We start from the raw sequence: 15473 nt of genomic DNA, 5'->3' as shown, positions 1-15473 counted from the left end.
GGAATGCGCCAACTCTCCCAGCGCGTTTCTAACCATATGAATATATTAAATAATATCTACAGGATTATGAACATGAAAACGATTAACACTCTTATTTCCGCCAGTATTCTTTCCCTGATGGCTTTTGGTGCTTCTGCACAGACAGTGACTGCTACAGGCAGTACCCTGGACTCAGTTGAAGCGGTGATTGCTAAAAAGGCGAAAGACATGAATGCATCAGGTTACAAAATCATCAGCGCCCGTATGGGTAATAAAGTGATGATGAGCGCTAAGCTGTATAAATAAGTCGGCCAGAAAATCATAACCAGCATAATGAAATGGGTTGTATATCAAGCATATTCTGCTCGCTCTTTGGCTGCTTCCATACTTTAGCGAGAGATAGATCAGAATATGTGCCAATCATCTTAGCCCACTGCTGTATACAAAAAGAGCGCGTCTTAGTGATACAAAGTGGGGCCGCCTAAAACAAAAAAGCCATTATTTATAATGGCTTTTTATCTAGATAGGGCGATTAGAGATTGCTTGAGGTATTACTCAATATTCTGAATCTGCTCGCGCATTTGCTCGATAAGCACTTTCAGCTCGATGGCTGAGTTAGTGACTTCTGCGTTGATAGATTTTGATGCCAGGGTATTCGACTCGCGGTTGAACTCCTGCATCATAAAATCAAGACGACGGCCAACGGCTTCTTTCTTCTTCAGAATATTGTGTGTTTCTTTGACATGCGCTTCCAGACGATCCAGCTCTTCAGCCACATCTACACGCTGTGCCATCAGCACTAACTCTTGCTCCAGACGGGTATTTTCCAACTGAACTTGTGCTTCTTCCAGCTTGCTCAGCAGCCGCTCACGTTGCCATTGCAAGATGTTTGGCATATGTGCACGAACCTTAATCACTTCTGCGCTAACACCGTCGAGACGCTGCTCGATAAGGGCTTTCAAGGCTGCACCTTCGGTCTCGCGGGAAATAATAAAGTCATCCAGCACCACATCCAGCGCTTGCATCAGCTCGGTACTGATAGCATCTAAATCTTGTTCTTCTGCGGCCATAACTCCCGGCCAGCGCAGAATATCGACTGGATTGATTTCGCCTTCATCACTTTGCATTTTGACCCAGTTACCGGCTTCAACTAATTGTTTAGCCAGTTTTTCATTCAGGATCAACGAACTTTGTGCGTTAGCGTCCAGTTCAAAACGCAGATTGCACTCAATTTTACCGCGAGTTAAGCGGCCACGGATGCGTTCGCGGATGACTGGCTCCAGACTACGGAACTGTTCAGGTAAGCGAATATAAGTTTCTAAGTAGCGTTGGTTAACGGAACGCAGCTCCCAAGCTGCGCTACCCCACTCACCCTTAATGTCACGCCGAGCGTAGGCGGTCATGCTGCGGATCATTGTTGCGTACCCGTTTTAAAGAAAAGATGCAGGGATTATAGCCTCCGGGGCGCAGGCAGGATAGGCATTACATCACTAAGGCCGTATAATGCGCGACCAATATCGATTTAAAGCCGGAGAAAGCCCATGCGTCCAGCAGACCGAGCAGCACAACAAGTCCGCCCATTGACCCTGACCCGTAATTACACGAAACACGCTGAAGGTTCAGTGTTGGTTGAATTTGGCGATACCAAAGTATTGTGCACCGCCACGGTCGAAGAGGGTGTTCCGCGCTTTCTGAAAGGCCAAGGGCAAGGCTGGATAACAGCTGAATATGGCATGTTGCCGCGTTCCACCCATAGCCGTAATGCCCGCGAAGCAGCGAAAGGTAAACAAGGTGGCCGTACTTTAGAAATTCAGCGCCTGATTGCTCGCTCTTTGCGTGCAGCGGTTGATTTGAAGAAGCTGGGTGAGTTCACCATCACTTTAGACTGCGATGTTTTGCAGGCCGATGGCGGTACTCGTACAGCTTCAATCAGCGGCGCTTGTGTGGCGTTGGCCGATGCACTGAATAAATTGGTTGCGAGCGGCAAATTGAAAGCGAACCCGATGAAAGGGCTCGTTGCCGCTGTTTCTGTCGGTATCGTTAAAGGTGAAGCCCTTTGCGATCTGGAATACGTAGAAGACTCTGCAGCAGAAACGGATATGAATGTGGTGATGATGGAAGACGGCCGGATGATTGAGGTGCAAGGCACCGCTGAAGGCGAGCCGTTCAGCCATGAAGAGTTATTGGCGTTGCTGGATTTGGCCCGGGGAGGAATAGAAACTATCTTCCAGGCGCAGAAGGCGGCGTTAGCACAATAATTGATTTAGGCGACTTGGTAGTCGCCTTTTTTTTGCCTGCTAGCCCAAGGCTTATCACCTTGATAAACACATCGTGATGAGCAGGTTGGTGGTGTACCAAATAACTAAACAAAGTGATTAACGAAAGCGGTCACAATCTGGAGAGGAGAAGTACCAATGAAAGCCTATCAGCGCGAGTTTATCGAGTTTGCGCTTAACAAGCAGGTGTTGAAGTTTGGCGAGTTTACCCTGAAGTCAGGGCGGATTAGCCCCTATTTCTTTAATGCTGGATTGTTTAATACCGGGCTTGATCTGGCAAAACTCGGGCGCTTTTATGCCGCAGCATTAATGGATTGTGGTGTTGAGTTCGACCTTTTATTCGGGCCAGCCTATAAAGGTATTCCTATTGCGACTACCACGGCTGTGGCTTTGGCGGAGCATCATGAGCGCGATGTGCCTTACTGCTTTAACCGTAAAGAAGCGAAAGATCACGGTGAAGGCGGCAGTCTGGTGGGTAGCCCACTGCAAGGTCGCGTCATGCTGGTGGATGATGTAATAACCGCAGGTACTGCGATTCGTGAATCTATGGAAATTATCACTGCACACGGCGCGACTCTGGCTGGTGTGATGATTTCATTGGATCGCCAAGAACGTGGCCGCGGCGATATTTCGGCAATTCAGGAAGTTGAGCGCGATTATCACTGCAAAGTGATTTCTATTGTGACCCTGAAAGATGTCATTAGTTATCTGGAAGAAAAACCCGAAATGGCTGACCATTTGGCTGCTGTGCGTCAGTATCGCCAAAAATACGGTATCTAAGGTTTCCTCAACCCAAAATACGAAAAGGGCCAAATGGCCCTTTTTACATAGTTTTTAACCTACCCTGAACTAAGTTTATTGCAACTGAGCCACAATCAGAGGCCAGCGGGCATCAAACTCTTGTGTTGGTCGGTAGCGGAATTCCGAACGAACAAAGCGTGAAAGCATCCCTTCACAAAACGCCAGTAACTGAGTTGCCAGTAAGGCTTCATCATGGATAAAACCCTGCCCATCGCGCAGTTTTTTCTCACGAAGAACTTGGCGTAATTGCACTTCAATACGCTCAAACAGTTGGTTAATTCGCCCTTGCAAGCGGTCTTGCTCGAACATCAGAGCATGCCCAGTCATGATACGGGTCAGCCCAGGGTTGCGTTCTGCAAAGCCTAATATCAGCAGCAAGATTAGCCGAAGACGGTTAAACGTCTCTTTTTCATCTTGCAGAATCAAATTAATGCGGGACATCAGACTGTCTTCAATAAACTCGATCAGGCTATCAAACATCCGCGTTTTGCTGGGGAAATGCCGATAAAGCGCTGCTTCAGAAACACCCACATTAGCGGCGAGTTTGGCGGTAGTAATGCGTTGGCTGCCATCGCTGGATTCCAGCATTTGCGCTAAAGCCTGCAAAATTTCCTCGCGCCTGTTCCTTTTCGTATTTTCTTTTTCTGCCATGTCCGAGTAGACCCTTGCTAAAAATGACTTAATAACAAAAACCCAAATACCGGCCGCACTGAGGTCATGCCCCGGCGGCTTATGTGATAGCTTTTTTACGGTATCGAGGTCTAGGGTAGGTTATTGGCGCCCAGAATGACCAAAACCACCGGTACCACGTTCACTAAGGTCAAAATCTTCAACCAGATTGAATTCTGCTTGTACAACAGGGACAAACACCATTTGTGCAATACGTTCGCCGGGCTCGATAGTGAAAGGCTGTTGACCACGGTTCCAGACGGAAACCATCAACTGACCTTGATAATCAGAATCAATAAGCCCGACCAGATTACCTAATACCACCCCGTGCTTATGCCCAAGCCCAGAACGCGGCAAAATAACAGCAGCCAGTGCGCTATCGCCGATATGTATTGCCAAGCCGGTAGGCAGCAAGGTTGTTTGCCCTGGGAGTAAATCAACGGCCTCGCTTAGACAGGCACGCAAATCCAGACCGGCAGAACCTTCTGTGGCATAAGTTGGTAAAGGAAATTCATTGCCAACTCGTGGGTCCAGAATTTTAATGTCGATTTTTTTCATCATAACGGCTGACAATCTCGTCTATTAAATGCTGACTAAGGAGATGTTTATCGCTAAGCGGTAAGCGTTTTTCTCCCGTCGGCCAAAAAAGGTGCAAGGCATTAGTGTCACTGTTAAAACCATGCTCTGCGAGTGATACATCATTAGCGCAAATAAGGTCTAATTTCTTCCGCACTAACTTTTGTCGCGCGTATTCTTCCACATTCTGGGTTTCGGCAGCAAATCCAACAACAAATGGACGATTTTTAGTCATCGCAGCGACCCCGGCGACAATGTCCGGATTTTTCACCAACTTAAGCGTTATTTCATCGCCTTGTTTTTTTATTTTCTCGTCAGAAACCTGCTCGGCGCGGTAATCCGCTACCGCAGCACAAGAAATAAAAATATTCTGCTGGGCGATTAAGTTCTGGACTGTTTGCTGCATCTCAAGCGCGCTGACAACATCAATACGCTTAACACCCGCGGGTGTTGGCAGTGTCACCGGCCCGGCAACCAGAGTCACATTTGCTCCTCGGGCGGCGGCGGCTTGAGCAATCGCGAAGCCCATCTTGCCTGAACTTTGGTTGCTGATAAAGCGCACCGGATCAAGAGCTTCGCGTGTGGGGCCGGCGGTAATCATGACACTCAAATGTTGCAGATTTTGCTTGGCAGAAAAATAATCTTGCGCCAGAGCGACAATTTCCAGCGGGTCTAGCATTCTACCTGGGCCGACATCGCCACATGCCTGGCTGCCGCTATCTGGCCCCCACAATAACATTCCACGATTGGCGAGTGTCTGTAAGTTAGCTTGGGTGGCAGCTGCCCGGTACATTTGCTGATTCATGGCAGGCACTGCAGCAATAGGCGCTGGCGTTGCCAGACAAACTGTTGTCAGCAAGTCATTTGCCATACCGGCCGCGACTCTGGCCAGTAAATCAGCGGTGGCTGGAGCCATAATCACCAAGTCAGCCCATTTACCCAGTTCAATATGACCCATAGCCGCTTCTGCCGCAGGGTCGAGTAAATCATCAGAGACGGGATAACCCGAGACTGCCTGCAACGTGAGTGGCGTAATAAACGCTTTGGCAGCGCTGGTCATAACCACGCGCACCTCTGCGCCTCTGTCGCGCAAGCGGCGTACCAGCTCTGGAGATTTATACGCGGCAATGCCCCCGCTAATCCCGAGCACAATATGTTTGCCGGAAAGTCCCGTCATCATGATTGTCCGAATGAAAGCCGTAAGAGGCGATATTTTAGCATAACCGCAGGGCAGATTAGCTATCAGGGCATCTCCTGATGCCATCAATCATCAAATTTGCGAGACGCTACGCATGCTGTCAATTACTGGCTCGTCAGCCCCTAAGCCTTCAGGCATGCTGCTCACGCTGCTTAGGGATAACAGGAGCCAGGGAATGGACGAGTGGTATGGGCAGGTGGCACCAAGGGAAAAATTACTGAAATATGGTGCAGCAGCGCTGACTGACGCCGAATTGCTCGCTATTTTTCTGCGCACCGGTATTCCGGGTATGCACGTAATGAAAATGGCTGAGTATCTGATTGAAGAGTTTGGTTCACTGCATGAGTTACTATCGGCAGATTACGCCACTTTATGCACCAAAAAAGGGATTGGTGTTTCGAAGTACAGTCAGATTCAAGCTATCGCAGAATTGGCCGGTCGCTGCTTTTCAACTCATCTGATGCAGGAGAGTGTCCTGCTCAACCCCGAGATCACCCAAAAATTTCTGCAAAATATTCTTTCTCACCGCGAGCGTGAAATTTTTTTAGTCATGTTTTTGGATAACCAGCATCGTGTTATTCGCCATGAGGAGATGTTTACTGGTACCATCAGCAGCGTAGAGGTCCATCCGAGGGAAATTGTGCGTGAAGCGCTGAAGGTTAATGCCGCCGCGCTGATTCTGGCGCATAATCACCCCTCGGGTAAGGCTGAACCGAGCCAAGCCGACCGTTTGATGACCACGCAGGTCGTAAAAGCCTGCTCATTATTGGATATTAGGGTGCTCGATCATTTGGTGGTTGGACGGGGTGAATGTGTCTCATTTGCCGAACGCGGATGGCTTTAGCGAAATAATAATTGATCCTTTCGGGATCTTTAGCTGTTCGGGACTTGAGCACTTACGCTTCAGAGCGTATACTACGCCACCTTTGAGAATCTTGGGTTTGGCGTGAAGAGCCTATCTCAGCAGGTTTATAGCCTGGTGACAGGGGTTTCTGACCTGATGACAGTGAGTCTTCTCAGTGAATTTGCTGAGATGGGCTCTAAAGCCTGACGAGGCGGCCAAATCCTATACGAAGCTCGAGCTGATTTGATTTTTGGAGAATAGACATGTCCCGAGTCTGCCAAGTTACTGGCAAGCGCCCGGTGAGCGGTAACAACCGTTCCCACGCAATGAACGCGACCAAACGCCGTTTTCTGCCGAACCTTCACTCTCACCGTTTTTGGGTTGAGGGCGAGAAGCGCTTTGTAACTCTGCGTGTATCTGCTAAAGGTATGCGTGTTATTGATAAGAAGGGTATCGAAACGGTCTTGGCCGAAATTCGCGCCCGCGGTGAGAAGTATTAAGGAACTGAATCATGGCTAAAGGTGTTCGCGAGAAGATCAAGCTGGTTTCTTCTGCTGGTACTGGTCACTTCTATACCACTACGAAGAACAAGCGTACTAAGCCGGAAAAATTGGAATTGAAGAAATTCGATCCAGTTGTCCGTCAACACGTGATCTACAAAGAAGCTAAAATTAAATAATTTTAATTTTGGTGGATTAAGAAAACCCGGCCTCGGCCGGGTTTTTTATTATATAAAGTACAGTGAGATACGTTTAGGGAGGTTGCATGCCTGAATTACCAGAAGTTGAAACCAGCCGACGCGGGATCGAACCTTATCTTGTCGGCCAGACCATTCTCTATGCAGTGGTGAGAAATGCTCGCTTACGCTGGCCGGTATCCGATGAAATCCTCGCACTCAGTGACCAACCCGTATTAAGTGTTCAGCGTCGGGCAAAATATTTACTGCTAGAACTGAAAACAGGCTGGATTATCGTACATCTGGGGATGTCAGGTAGCTTGCGCATTTTGTCGGAAGAAACCGAGCCGGAAAAACATGATCACGTCGATTTGGTGATCAGTAACGGTAAAATACTGCGTTATACCGACCCACGCCGCTTTGGTGCCTGGCTATGGGCGAAAGACCTTGAAACCAGTAACGTACTCGCGCATCTAGGGCCAGAACCTTTGAGCGATGAATTCACGGCTGAGTATCTGCTTGATAAATCACGCAACAAGCGCACTGTGGTTAAACAGTGGTTGATGGATAACAAAGTGGTGGTGGGGGTTGGTAATATTTACGCCAGTGAATCTTTATTTGCTGCCGGTATCTTGCCAGAGCGTGCTGCAGGTTCATTAACCGAAGTAGAAACTGCACGGTTAGTGGCCACGATAAAAGCGGTGTTATTGCACTCTATTGAGCAAGGGGGTACGACATTGCGCGATTTTTTACAGTCAGATGGCAAACCCGGTTATTTTGCTCAAGAGCTACAGGTCTATGGGCGGGCAGGTGAGCCATGCCGCCAATGTGGGCAATTGATTGAAATTGCAAAACATGGGCAGCGCAGCACATTCTTTTGCCGTCACTGCCAGCATTAACGCTATTTATCTGTTACTTAGCCAGCTTGGTCATTAGCGCCTTGGTGACGGGCGCTGGAAGGAATGGCGTGATGTCGCCACCATGGCGCGCCACTTCTTTGACTAAAGAAGATGAGATAAACGACCACTTCTCCGACGGCATCAGAAAGACACTTTCCAGTTTTGGCATCAGGTGACGATTCATATTTGCCAGTTGCCATTCATATTCGAAATCTGAAACTGAGCGTAAACCACGCACCAAAATATTTGCATCATGCTTTTTGGCAAATTCTGCCATCAGCTCACTGAATCCCAACACTTCAACATTCTTCAGTGGCGCAGTCACTTGCTTTGCCAAGGCTACTCGCTCGGCCAAAGTAAACATCGGCTTTTTGCTGGAGCTGTCCGCAATAGCCAGAATCACGTGATTAAACATTTCTGACGCGCGAGTGACTAAATCCAAATGCCCATTGGTAATAGGATCAAATGTCCCCGGATAGATGGCTTTAGTGGTCATGAGTTCTCGCTTTTCTGATATTGATGGCTCAATGCCCACAGAGCCGCATATTTATTAAAGGTATATTGCGCGTTTACCACCGCCAGCAATAGCCCTTGTTTACCATCAAGGAAACCGGCACGTAATAACCATGTTTTGCAAAATGCCCCGAGAGTATGGCTGAGAATTGAAAAATAACTGCAACTCTTACCCTGTTGATGGCGCTGATTCGCCCATGCTTGAGCATAGTTAAGCTGTTTACGTTGAAAATCAAAGAAGTCGCGACAGGTCAGATGCAATAAATCACCTGCCAGCGGGATAACTTTAGCGGTGCCGCTCTCAAGTGATTCATGAACTAAATCATCGTTATAGCGGTATTGGTGGTGCGGATATAACCGGGTGACTCTATCGGGATACCAGCCACTGTGGCGCATAAAGCGGCCTAAAAATAGATTTCGCCGCGCGCAGCTATACACCGCGCCATCTTCTGGTGCCAATAAGACAGCTTCAATCGCGGCTTTAAGCTCAGGAGTGACTCGCTCATCAGCATCTAGCATCAGAATGTAATCGCCAGTGGCATACTGTTGGGCTAATTGCCGTTGCTTGCCATAACCCGGCCATTCGGTGTTGCTGTAAACTTTTGCGCCATATTGTTGGGCTAATGCGACGGTTTCATCTTCACTGCCTGAATCCAATACCACTATTTCATCAGCCCAAATAACGGATGCCAAACAATCCGCCAGTAGCGAGGCTTCGTTTTTGGCAATCATCACCACTGATAGGCGTTTTTTTGCACTCATTTAGTGGCTCCGTTGCGGCAGATAAGGCTCCAGCAAGTGTAGTAACCGTTGTAGTGCGCCCTGATTTTCATGCAATACATCAACTGCGTGACGGCCATAATAGAGGCGGCAATCTTCATCGGTCAGCAGCATGGTAATTTCTTTTACCAACGAGAGAGTATCGGTGACGGTAATCAGCCCTTCGGCTTGTTCCAGCTTGGCACAGATATCTTTGAAGTTAAATGTATGTGGCCCCATCAGCACGGGGATGGCATGAGCCGCTGCTTCCAATGGGTTATGACCACCACGCTCAACCAAGCTACCGCCGACAAAGGCCAAATCAGCAATGCCGTACAACAGCATCAATTCACCCATGGTATCGCCGATCACCACTTGTGTACTGGCCGAAGGGATTTCGCCTTTGCTGCGCAATGTGTAACTCAGCCCAGCTTTTTGTGTTAATTCAACCGCTTTAGGGAACCGTTCGGGATGGCGGGGCACCAGAATCAGTAATAATGTTGGAAAGCGCTGCAATAATTGCCGGTGGGCTTCCAGTAAAATGGTCTCTTCGCCGTCATGGGTGCTGGTAGCAATCCAGACTGGGCGATGCGGTGCCCATTGGCGGCGTAAAGTGATTGCTCTGGCGGCTAATTCAGGTGTGACTGAAATATCGAATTTCAGACTGCCGGTTACGGTCAGTTGTGAGCGACGGAGGCCCAATTCGATAAAGCGATCGCCATCTTCTTGATTTTGTGCAGCAATTAATGTGATGCGCTGTAGCATATTGCGGATAAAACTACCGATCTTCTTATAACCTGCGGCTGAGCGGGCAGAAAGACGCGCATTAGCAATCACCAAGGGTATCTTGCGACGATGCAGGGCATTAATCAGGTTAGGCCACAGTTCTGTTTCCATGATAATGACCAGCTTAGGATTGACCTGATCAAGAAAACGATTCACCGAACCGGGAAGATCGTAGGGAAGATAAACGTGGTGAACATCTTTACCAAAAGCAGACTGAACTCGCTCAGAACCGGTTGGGGTCATGGTGGTCACAGTAATTGGCAAAGAAGGATAGCGATGACGCAATGCTCTGACTAATGGAATAGCAGCCAGTGTTTCACCGACTGAAACTGAATGCAGCATAATGCCGCCAGCGACAACTTTACCGGCACAGAAACCATAGCGTTCTCCCCAGCGCTTGCGATAAGCGGGGGCTTTACGGCTACGCAGCAGCAACCGCAACCAAATCAGAGGTTGAATAAGGTAGAGTAATACCTGATATAAACGCAGCAACATTCTATCAATTTCATTTATATGGATTATTAAGAATAATACCATATTTGAACAAGAAAGGCTCTTTTCCACTGGGGCCGCTTGATAACCTAAGTAAGGCAAGGCCATTCATAAAAAAGAATATAAAATTTCAACAAATGAGAGGCCAAAAAATTGATTTTTCTGTTTTAAAAATGAGAATGATTGTCATTAAGTGTTGATGTAATTAATGAGGTAGCCATAGATACCAACAGTTTATTCAGCAGTGACATTTTTAGCTAATAATATCCGGTTCCTCAGTGTGTTATCGTTCCTTCTAATTACTTTGGCTATATTGACATTATTGTGAGTAATTAATTGGGCAGGTAAAGAAACAATGAACGGTTATTCGCTGTATGTGAATTAACAGACTCTCTTAATAACTTGAATAATATATTAGCAAGGCTTAACTATTTTGGGGGTAGCACCAATCAACCCTGTTAATGATCAGAGTTGATTGGGATGAGACAGCAAATATTAACTGACAGAGTTTTTGGCTACACATAATCCGGCTAGAAATAATTGCCGCTTATGAAATCAGTGTTTCCAATCGCGCCATAATGGTTTCAGCAGCAATAGTATCCATGCTTTTTTGCTCGGAAATAACAGCTACCTGGTTTTTCCCATAACCACCAATCAAACCGGGGTCGGTCGGGCCAAACAGCGTGATATTGGGGCGATCCAGTGCGGCGGTTAGATGACTCAGGCCGGTATCCACGGAAACTACCGCTTTTGCCCCCGCCAGAACCTCAGCCACTTGCTGAAGACTGAGTTTAGGCAAGACCTCAACATGAGGAAAACCTGCCGCTAATCGTACCGCTCGGTGGTATTCATGTTCCGCACCCCAGGGTAATTTTATTTTTAAACCCGTAGGCGCGACCAACTCAATCAGTTTCAACCAATGGCTTTCAGGCCAGTGCTTGCTATCGCGGGTTGTTGCATGCAGGAAAACCAGATACTGACCGGCATCGGCAGGTAGCTGATTTAAAAACCGTTGCGCGATGGCATAATCGCCGTGACTTTCTGGTTTATCATAGCCGAGGCTTTTGGCAAACAGTTGGCGTATGCGCTCGACGGCATGCAGTTTGGTATCAATTTCATGGCGGCAGTTATAAAACCAACTGGCAAATGGCTCACGGGCGCTTTTGCAATCCGGGCCATGTTTAATCCCTTTGGCGATGCGAGTAATCAATGCGGCGCTTTTAATCAGCCCCTGAGCATCAATCACCACATCATAACTGCGCTGCTGCACAACGCGTTTAAAATCACAGCGTTCTTGCCGAGTATCACTACCAAACCAATTCTTACGCCAGCGACGAATAGCCACCGGGATAACTTTATCTACCGCCGGATGCCAACTGGGGATCTGGCTGAATCCTTCTTCTACCACCCAATCAAAGCGAATATCGGGAATGGCATTCATTGCATCTGTCAGTGCGGGCAAAGTATGCAAAACATCGCCCATTGAAGAGGTTTTAACGATTAATACATGCATTAATCAGCCTCACTGACGGTACTTTTAAGTGCGGCTAATTGTGCTTCAAGAGCCGCCATCACTTGTTCCGGTTGGATATCAATCAAGCTCTGATGATAACCCTGTGCGCTATCGCCTTTACGCACTTTGTGATAGCCGGTAATCAGGCGAATAACCGTGGCTTTGTCAGATAGCGGTGGCGTGAAATCAGGGCTGCTTGGGCCATATAAGGCGACTAAAGGCTTATTTAATGCCGCCGCAACATGCATCAAACCAGAGTCATTGCTGACCACGGCAATACAGGCTGCAATCATGACAACCGCTTGATCCAGCGAGGTCTGACCCGCCAAATTGAGGCAATACTCGCGAGCGCTTTCGTCTAGTGCCTGACGAATTTCTTCACCGGCTTCATTATCTTTGGCTGAACCTAATAAGATGACTCGATAACCTGCATCAATCAGTTTTTGGGCCAACTGAGCATAGTGATAATGTGGCCAACGTTTTGCCGGACCAAATTCTGCGCCGGGGCAGAATCCAATAATAGGCCGACTATCGGTGAGATTGAATGATGCGGTAACTTCGGCAATTTCTTCATCTCGAACCTGTAACTGTGGCCATAGTAAAGGCTGCGGTAAATCTTCGGCTGAGTGGATTCGCTCTTTATCATAGGCCAGCGCCACATAGCGCTGAACCATCATTGGAAAAGCTTGTTTATCCAGAATGCGCATATCGTTGAGCAAGAAATAGCGCATCTCACCCCGCCAACCAATACGTTGCTTAATTCCTGAGAAATAAGGAATTAGTGCGGATTTAAACGAGTTAGGTAACACGTAAGCGCGGTCATAGCCGGTCTCACGTAATGCCAGCCCTAAGCGGCGGCGCTCATCAAAAGCAAAAACCCCATGGCCTAATGGCATTGGGACTGCGTGACGTACTTCGGGCATTCTGGCCAAAAGCGGACGGCACCACGCGGGTGCCATCACATCAATATCTGCTGCCGGATATTCGGCCTTCAGGGTACGGTACAGACTTTGCGACATCATCATATCGCCAACCCAAGAAGGGCCGATGACCAGTATTTTCATACCGTTTATCAATTCCTTGCAGCAAGTGATTTAAACTGAGCGATTGAGCCAAGCCAGATATTCTTTGACGCCTTCAGCGACTGTTTTGAACGGCTTGTCATAGCCGGCAGCACGCAAATTGGTCAGATCAGCTTGCGTGTATGCCTGATAGCGGCCTTTTAGTTTTTCTGGGAATTCAATGTATTCCACCGGCCCGCTTTGGTGGAAATCCACCACCGCATCAGCAACAGCCTGGAAAGATTCAGCGCGACCCGTGCCGCAGTTGAAAATGCCCGATACGCCGTTTTGCCAGAACCACAGATTAACGTCAGCGACATCACCCACATAGATGAAATCGCGTTTGAAGTTTTCGCTGCCGGAGAACAACTTAGGATTTTCACCTGCATTGATCTGGTTATTCAGGTGGAAGGCAACGCTAGCCATGCTGCCTTTGTGCCCTTCGCGTGGGCCATAAACGTTGAAATAACGGAACCCACAAATCTGTGAATCAGCTTGCGGCAGGATCTCGCGCACATACTGATCAAATAGGAATTTGGAATAACCATAAACGTTAAGTGGTTGTTCGTATTGGCGATCTTCAATGAAGTTATCAGTACGCCCGCCATAAGTGGCAGCAGATGAGGCATACAGGAATGGAATGCCGCGATCCAGACAGAAATGCAGGATATCTTTAGAATACTGATAGTTGTTATCCATCATGTACTTGCCATCCCACTCGGTGGTGGAAGAACAGGCACCTTCATGGAAAATTGCATCGATATCACCCATATCATCACCGGCAACAATGCTGGCGACAAAATCTTCTTTATCCATGTAATCAGCGATATCCAGATCAACCAGATTGACGAATTTAGTGCCGTCTTTCAGGTTATCTACAACCAGAATATCTTTATAGCCGATATTATTCAGTGCCTTAACGATATTGCTGCCAATAAAACCGGCGCCGCCAGTGACGATAATCATCAGGTTCACCCTTGCTAATCTTCTTGGTCGGACACTATGTCCCACGCTAATTTGTCGTTATCATAACATTTCATAGGATAGCGCACAGCCGAAAGGGCTTAATCTCAACGTTTCTATGCGGGTTTAGGAATCTTCACCGTGATATGTGCTGCATTTTTTATAATATAAGACAAGGTTTCTCGTCAGCTCCCCCGTCAGGCAGTAAAATGTACGGTGAAACTGCCAATCCTGGAGATAACCGCATGTCCCTGTCTTTTGATAGAAACCCTTTTTATCAGCAATTAGAACAACAACTCAAAACGACCCGTGCTGAAGGGCTGTATAAAAACGAACGGATCATTACTTCCGCCCAACAAGCGGATATTGCTGTGGCGGATGGCCGCCATGTAATCAATTTTTGCGCCAATAACTATTTGGGGCTGGCAAATCATCCACGGCTGATCGCGGCCGCCAAAAAAGGCATGGATACTCATGGCTTTGGTATGGCCTCGGTTCGTTTTATCTGTGGCACTCAAGATACCCATAAAGAGCTTGAACAAAAGTTGGCCAGCTTCCTGGGGATGGAAGATGCCATTCTCTATTCCTCCTGCTTTGATGCGAACGGCGGTCTGTTTGAAACGCTATTAGGGCCAGAAGACGCCATTATTTCTGATGCACTGAATCATGCTTCCATCATTGATGGAGTACGGTTATGTAAAGCGAAGCGTTACCGTTATGCCAACAACGATATGAGCGAGCTGAGAACCCAGCTAGCACAAGCCAAAGCCGACGGCGCGCGCCATATTATGATCGCCACCGACGGTGTGTTCTCAATGGATGGTGTGATTGCCAACTTGAAGGGGGTTTGTGACTTGGCCGATGAGTATCAGGCGCTAGTGATGGTCGATGACTCCCATGCTGTCGGTTTTGTTGGGGCCAATGGCCGCGGTACTCATGAATACTGCGAAGTGATGGGCCGCGTCGATATTATTACTGGCACCTTGGGTAAGGCACTGGGCGGCGCATCGGGTGGTTATACCGCAGGGCGTAAAGACGTGGTTGAGTGGCTGCGCCAGCGCTCACGGCCCTATTTATTCTCAAACTCATTGGCCCCAGCAATTGTTGCTGCCTCAATTGAAGTGTTGTCGCTATTGGAAGAGGGTGCTGAACTGCGCGATCGCTTATGGGCCAATGCCCGTTTATTCCGCGAGAAAATGAGTGCCGCTGGCTTCACATTAGCTGGTGCCGATCATGCCATCATCCCCGTGATGCTGGGCGACGCGACATTGGCACAAGAGTTTGCTAATGCATTGTTGAAAGAGGGTATTTACGTCACTGGTTTCTTCTATCCGGTGGTGCCGAAGGGGCAGGCGCGAATTCGCACCCAGATGTCGGCGGATCACACACCAGAGCAGGTTGAGCAGGCTGTTGAAGCCTTCGTGCGTATTGGTAAACAGCTTAACGTTATTGCGTAAGGAATGGTTCA

At 48.0% G+C, this 15473-nt stretch carries 18 protein-coding genes; 8 read left to right on the top strand and 10 right to left on the bottom strand.

Annotation, left to right across the window (positions count from 1 at the left end):
- Nucleotides 1-72: 72 nt before the first annotated feature.
- Nucleotides 73-285 (top strand): YdgH/BhsA/McbA family protein, encoded by a 213-nt coding sequence (locus N0H69_RS21645; protein WP_050123961.1) that lies wholly within the window; start codon nucleotides 73-75, stop codon nucleotides 283-285.
- Nucleotides 286-530: 245 nt separating this feature from the next.
- Here N0H69_RS21645 and N0H69_RS21640 read toward each other — a convergent pair whose 3' ends face one another.
- Nucleotides 531-1394 (bottom strand): YicC/YloC family endoribonuclease, encoded by an 864-nt coding sequence (locus N0H69_RS21640; RefSeq protein WP_050110111.1) that lies wholly within the window; start codon nucleotides 1392-1394, stop codon nucleotides 531-533.
- 126 nt (nucleotides 1395-1520) lie between these two features.
- Here N0H69_RS21640 and rph point away from each other — a divergent pair, with 126 nt between their 5' ends.
- Both rph and pyrE read left to right on the top strand, forming a co-directional pair.
- Entirely contained in the window at nucleotides 1521-2237 is a 717-nt protein-coding gene (rph, locus tag N0H69_RS21635) for a ribonuclease PH (protein ID WP_050110110.1), read from the top strand.
- Nucleotides 2238-2393: 156 nt separating this feature from the next.
- Nucleotides 2394-3035 carry an orotate phosphoribosyltransferase gene (pyrE, locus tag N0H69_RS21630; protein WP_050123959.1) on the top strand — a complete coding sequence of 214 codons (642 nt, stop codon included), beginning with the start codon at nucleotides 2394-2396 and terminating at the stop codon, nucleotides 3033-3035.
- Nucleotides 3036-3110: 75 nt separating this feature from the next.
- Here the strand turns inward: pyrE and slmA are convergent, their stop codons facing one another.
- The 3 genes from slmA to coaBC all read right to left on the bottom strand — a co-directional run bounded on the left by slmA (nucleotide 3111) and on the right by coaBC (nucleotide 5481).
- Nucleotides 3111-3707 (bottom strand): nucleoid occlusion factor SlmA, encoded by a 597-nt coding sequence (gene slmA / locus N0H69_RS21625; RefSeq protein ID WP_004710465.1) that lies wholly within the window; start codon nucleotides 3705-3707, stop codon nucleotides 3111-3113.
- Between the two features lie 120 nt (nucleotides 3708-3827).
- Nucleotides 3828-4286 (bottom strand): dUTP diphosphatase, encoded by a 459-nt coding sequence (dut, locus tag N0H69_RS21620; protein ID WP_050101102.1) that lies wholly within the window; start codon nucleotides 4284-4286, stop codon nucleotides 3828-3830.
- A complete protein-coding gene (gene coaBC / locus N0H69_RS21615) occupies nucleotides 4264-5481 on the bottom strand; it encodes a bifunctional phosphopantothenoylcysteine decarboxylase/phosphopantothenate--cysteine ligase CoaBC (RefSeq protein ID WP_050296607.1) in 1218 nt (405 codons plus the stop codon). Before coaBC ends, dut begins: the two co-directional genes overlap by 23 nt.
- A 193-nt stretch (nucleotides 5482-5674) precedes the next feature.
- Here coaBC and radC point away from each other — a divergent pair, with 193 nt between their 5' ends.
- The 4 genes from radC (at nucleotide 5675) to mutM (ending at nucleotide 7918) form a co-directional block, all read left to right on the top strand.
- On the top strand, nucleotides 5675-6343 hold the full coding sequence (gene radC, locus N0H69_RS21610) for a RadC family protein (protein ID WP_050123957.1): 669 nt from the start codon (nucleotides 5675-5677) through the stop codon (nucleotides 6341-6343).
- A 263-nt stretch (nucleotides 6344-6606) separates the two neighbouring features.
- Nucleotides 6607-6843: a 50S ribosomal protein L28 gene (gene rpmB, locus N0H69_RS21605; protein ID WP_005164747.1), complete on the top strand. Its 237-nt coding sequence runs from the start codon at nucleotides 6607-6609 to the stop codon at nucleotides 6841-6843.
- An 11-nt stretch (nucleotides 6844-6854) separates the two neighbouring features.
- Complete coding sequence (gene rpmG / locus N0H69_RS21600; RefSeq protein WP_004392084.1) at nucleotides 6855-7022, top strand: 50S ribosomal protein L33; 168 nt, start codon at nucleotides 6855-6857, stop codon at nucleotides 7020-7022.
- An 86-nt stretch (nucleotides 7023-7108) separates the two neighbouring features.
- Nucleotides 7109-7918 carry a bifunctional DNA-formamidopyrimidine glycosylase/DNA-(apurinic or apyrimidinic site) lyase gene (gene mutM / locus N0H69_RS21595; RefSeq protein WP_050152108.1) on the top strand — a complete coding sequence of 270 codons (810 nt, stop codon included), beginning with the start codon at nucleotides 7109-7111 and terminating at the stop codon, nucleotides 7916-7918.
- A 13-nt stretch (nucleotides 7919-7931) separates the two neighbouring features.
- On the opposite strand, the gene coaD is transcribed toward mutM, so the two are convergent.
- From coaD to rfaD, 6 genes are all read right to left on the bottom strand, one after another.
- Nucleotides 7932-8414 carry a pantetheine-phosphate adenylyltransferase gene (coaD, locus tag N0H69_RS21590; protein ID WP_050123955.1) on the bottom strand — a complete coding sequence of 161 codons (483 nt, stop codon included), beginning with the start codon at nucleotides 8412-8414 and terminating at the stop codon, nucleotides 7932-7934.
- On the bottom strand, nucleotides 8411-9193 hold the full coding sequence (locus N0H69_RS21585) for a glycosyltransferase family 2 protein (protein ID WP_050110419.1): 783 nt from the start codon (nucleotides 9191-9193) through the stop codon (nucleotides 8411-8413). The genes coaD and N0H69_RS21585 overlap by 4 nt, the downstream gene beginning before the upstream one ends.
- Entirely contained in the window at nucleotides 9194-10471 is a 1278-nt protein-coding gene (waaA, locus tag N0H69_RS21580; RefSeq protein ID WP_050110420.1) for a lipid IV(A) 3-deoxy-D-manno-octulosonic acid transferase, read from the bottom strand. It abuts the gene before it with no gap.
- A gap of 544 nt (nucleotides 10472-11015) precedes the next feature.
- Nucleotides 11016-11981, bottom strand: a complete 966-nt coding sequence (gene rfaC, locus N0H69_RS21575) for a lipopolysaccharide heptosyltransferase RfaC (RefSeq protein ID WP_050152109.1) — start codon at nucleotides 11979-11981, stop codon at nucleotides 11016-11018.
- Nucleotides 11981-13045 carry an ADP-heptose--LPS heptosyltransferase RfaF gene (gene rfaF, locus N0H69_RS21570; protein WP_050110422.1) on the bottom strand — a complete coding sequence of 355 codons (1065 nt, stop codon included), beginning with the start codon at nucleotides 13043-13045 and terminating at the stop codon, nucleotides 11981-11983. The genes rfaC and rfaF overlap by 1 nt, the downstream gene beginning before the upstream one ends.
- Before the next feature lie 30 nt (nucleotides 13046-13075).
- The gene (rfaD, locus tag N0H69_RS21565; protein ID WP_032911468.1) at nucleotides 13076-14008 is read right to left on the bottom strand and encodes an ADP-glyceromanno-heptose 6-epimerase; all 933 of its coding nucleotides are present in this window, start codon (nucleotides 14006-14008) and stop codon (nucleotides 13076-13078) included.
- Between the two features lie 206 nt (nucleotides 14009-14214).
- On the opposite strand from rfaD, the gene kbl reads away from it, so the two are divergent.
- Complete coding sequence (kbl, locus tag N0H69_RS21560; RefSeq protein WP_375541927.1) at nucleotides 14215-15462, top strand: glycine C-acetyltransferase; 1248 nt, start codon at nucleotides 14215-14217, stop codon at nucleotides 15460-15462.
- The last annotated feature ends 11 nt before the right edge of the window (nucleotides 15463-15473 follow it).

The sequence above is a fragment of the Yersinia alsatica genome (assembly GCF_025133195.1).
In the GTDB taxonomy this organism is placed as follows: domain Bacteria; phylum Pseudomonadota; class Gammaproteobacteria; order Enterobacterales; family Enterobacteriaceae; genus Yersinia; species Yersinia alsatica.
This window is presented reverse-complemented; position numbering and strand designations above follow the sequence as displayed.

Coding starts and splice junctions, on each gene's coding strand:
- N0H69_RS21645 (WP_050123961.1), top strand. CDS start 73: ATGAAAACGATTAACACTCTTATTTCCGCCAGTATTCTTTCCCTGATG.
- N0H69_RS21640 (WP_050110111.1), bottom strand. CDS start 1,394: ATGATCCGCAGCATGACCGCCTACGCTCGGCGTGACATTAAGGGTGAG.
- rph (WP_050110110.1), top strand. CDS start 1,521: ATGCGTCCAGCAGACCGAGCAGCACAACAAGTCCGCCCATTGACCCTG.
- pyrE (WP_050123959.1), top strand. CDS start 2,394: ATGAAAGCCTATCAGCGCGAGTTTATCGAGTTTGCGCTTAACAAGCAG.
- slmA (WP_004710465.1), bottom strand. CDS start 3,707: ATGGCAGAAAAAGAAAATACGAAAAGGAACAGGCGCGAGGAAATTTTG.
- dut (WP_050101102.1), bottom strand. CDS start 4,286: ATGATGAAAAAAATCGACATTAAAATTCTGGACCCACGAGTTGGCAAT.
- coaBC (WP_050296607.1), bottom strand. CDS start 5,481: ATGATGACGGGACTTTCCGGCAAACATATTGTGCTCGGGATTAGCGGG.
- radC (WP_050123957.1), top strand. CDS start 5,675: ATGGACGAGTGGTATGGGCAGGTGGCACCAAGGGAAAAATTACTGAAA.
- rpmB (WP_005164747.1), top strand. CDS start 6,607: ATGTCCCGAGTCTGCCAAGTTACTGGCAAGCGCCCGGTGAGCGGTAAC.
- rpmG (WP_004392084.1), top strand. CDS start 6,855: ATGGCTAAAGGTGTTCGCGAGAAGATCAAGCTGGTTTCTTCTGCTGGT.
- mutM (WP_050152108.1), top strand. CDS start 7,109: ATGCCTGAATTACCAGAAGTTGAAACCAGCCGACGCGGGATCGAACCT.
- coaD (WP_050123955.1), bottom strand. CDS start 8,414: ATGACCACTAAAGCCATCTATCCGGGGACATTTGATCCTATTACCAAT.
- N0H69_RS21585 (WP_050110419.1), bottom strand. CDS start 9,193: ATGAGTGCAAAAAAACGCCTATCAGTGGTGATGATTGCCAAAAACGAA.
- waaA (WP_050110420.1), bottom strand. CDS start 10,471: ATGTTGCTGCGTTTATATCAGGTATTACTCTACCTTATTCAACCTCTG.
- rfaC (WP_050152109.1), bottom strand. CDS start 11,981: ATGCATGTATTAATCGTTAAAACCTCTTCAATGGGCGATGTTTTGCAT.
- rfaF (WP_050110422.1), bottom strand. CDS start 13,045: ATGAAAATACTGGTCATCGGCCCTTCTTGGGTTGGCGATATGATGATG.
- rfaD (WP_032911468.1), bottom strand. CDS start 14,008: ATGATTATCGTCACTGGCGGCGCCGGTTTTATTGGCAGCAATATCGTT.
- kbl (WP_375541927.1), top strand. CDS start 14,215: ATGTACGGTGAAACTGCCAATCCTGGAGATAACCGCATGTCCCTGTCT.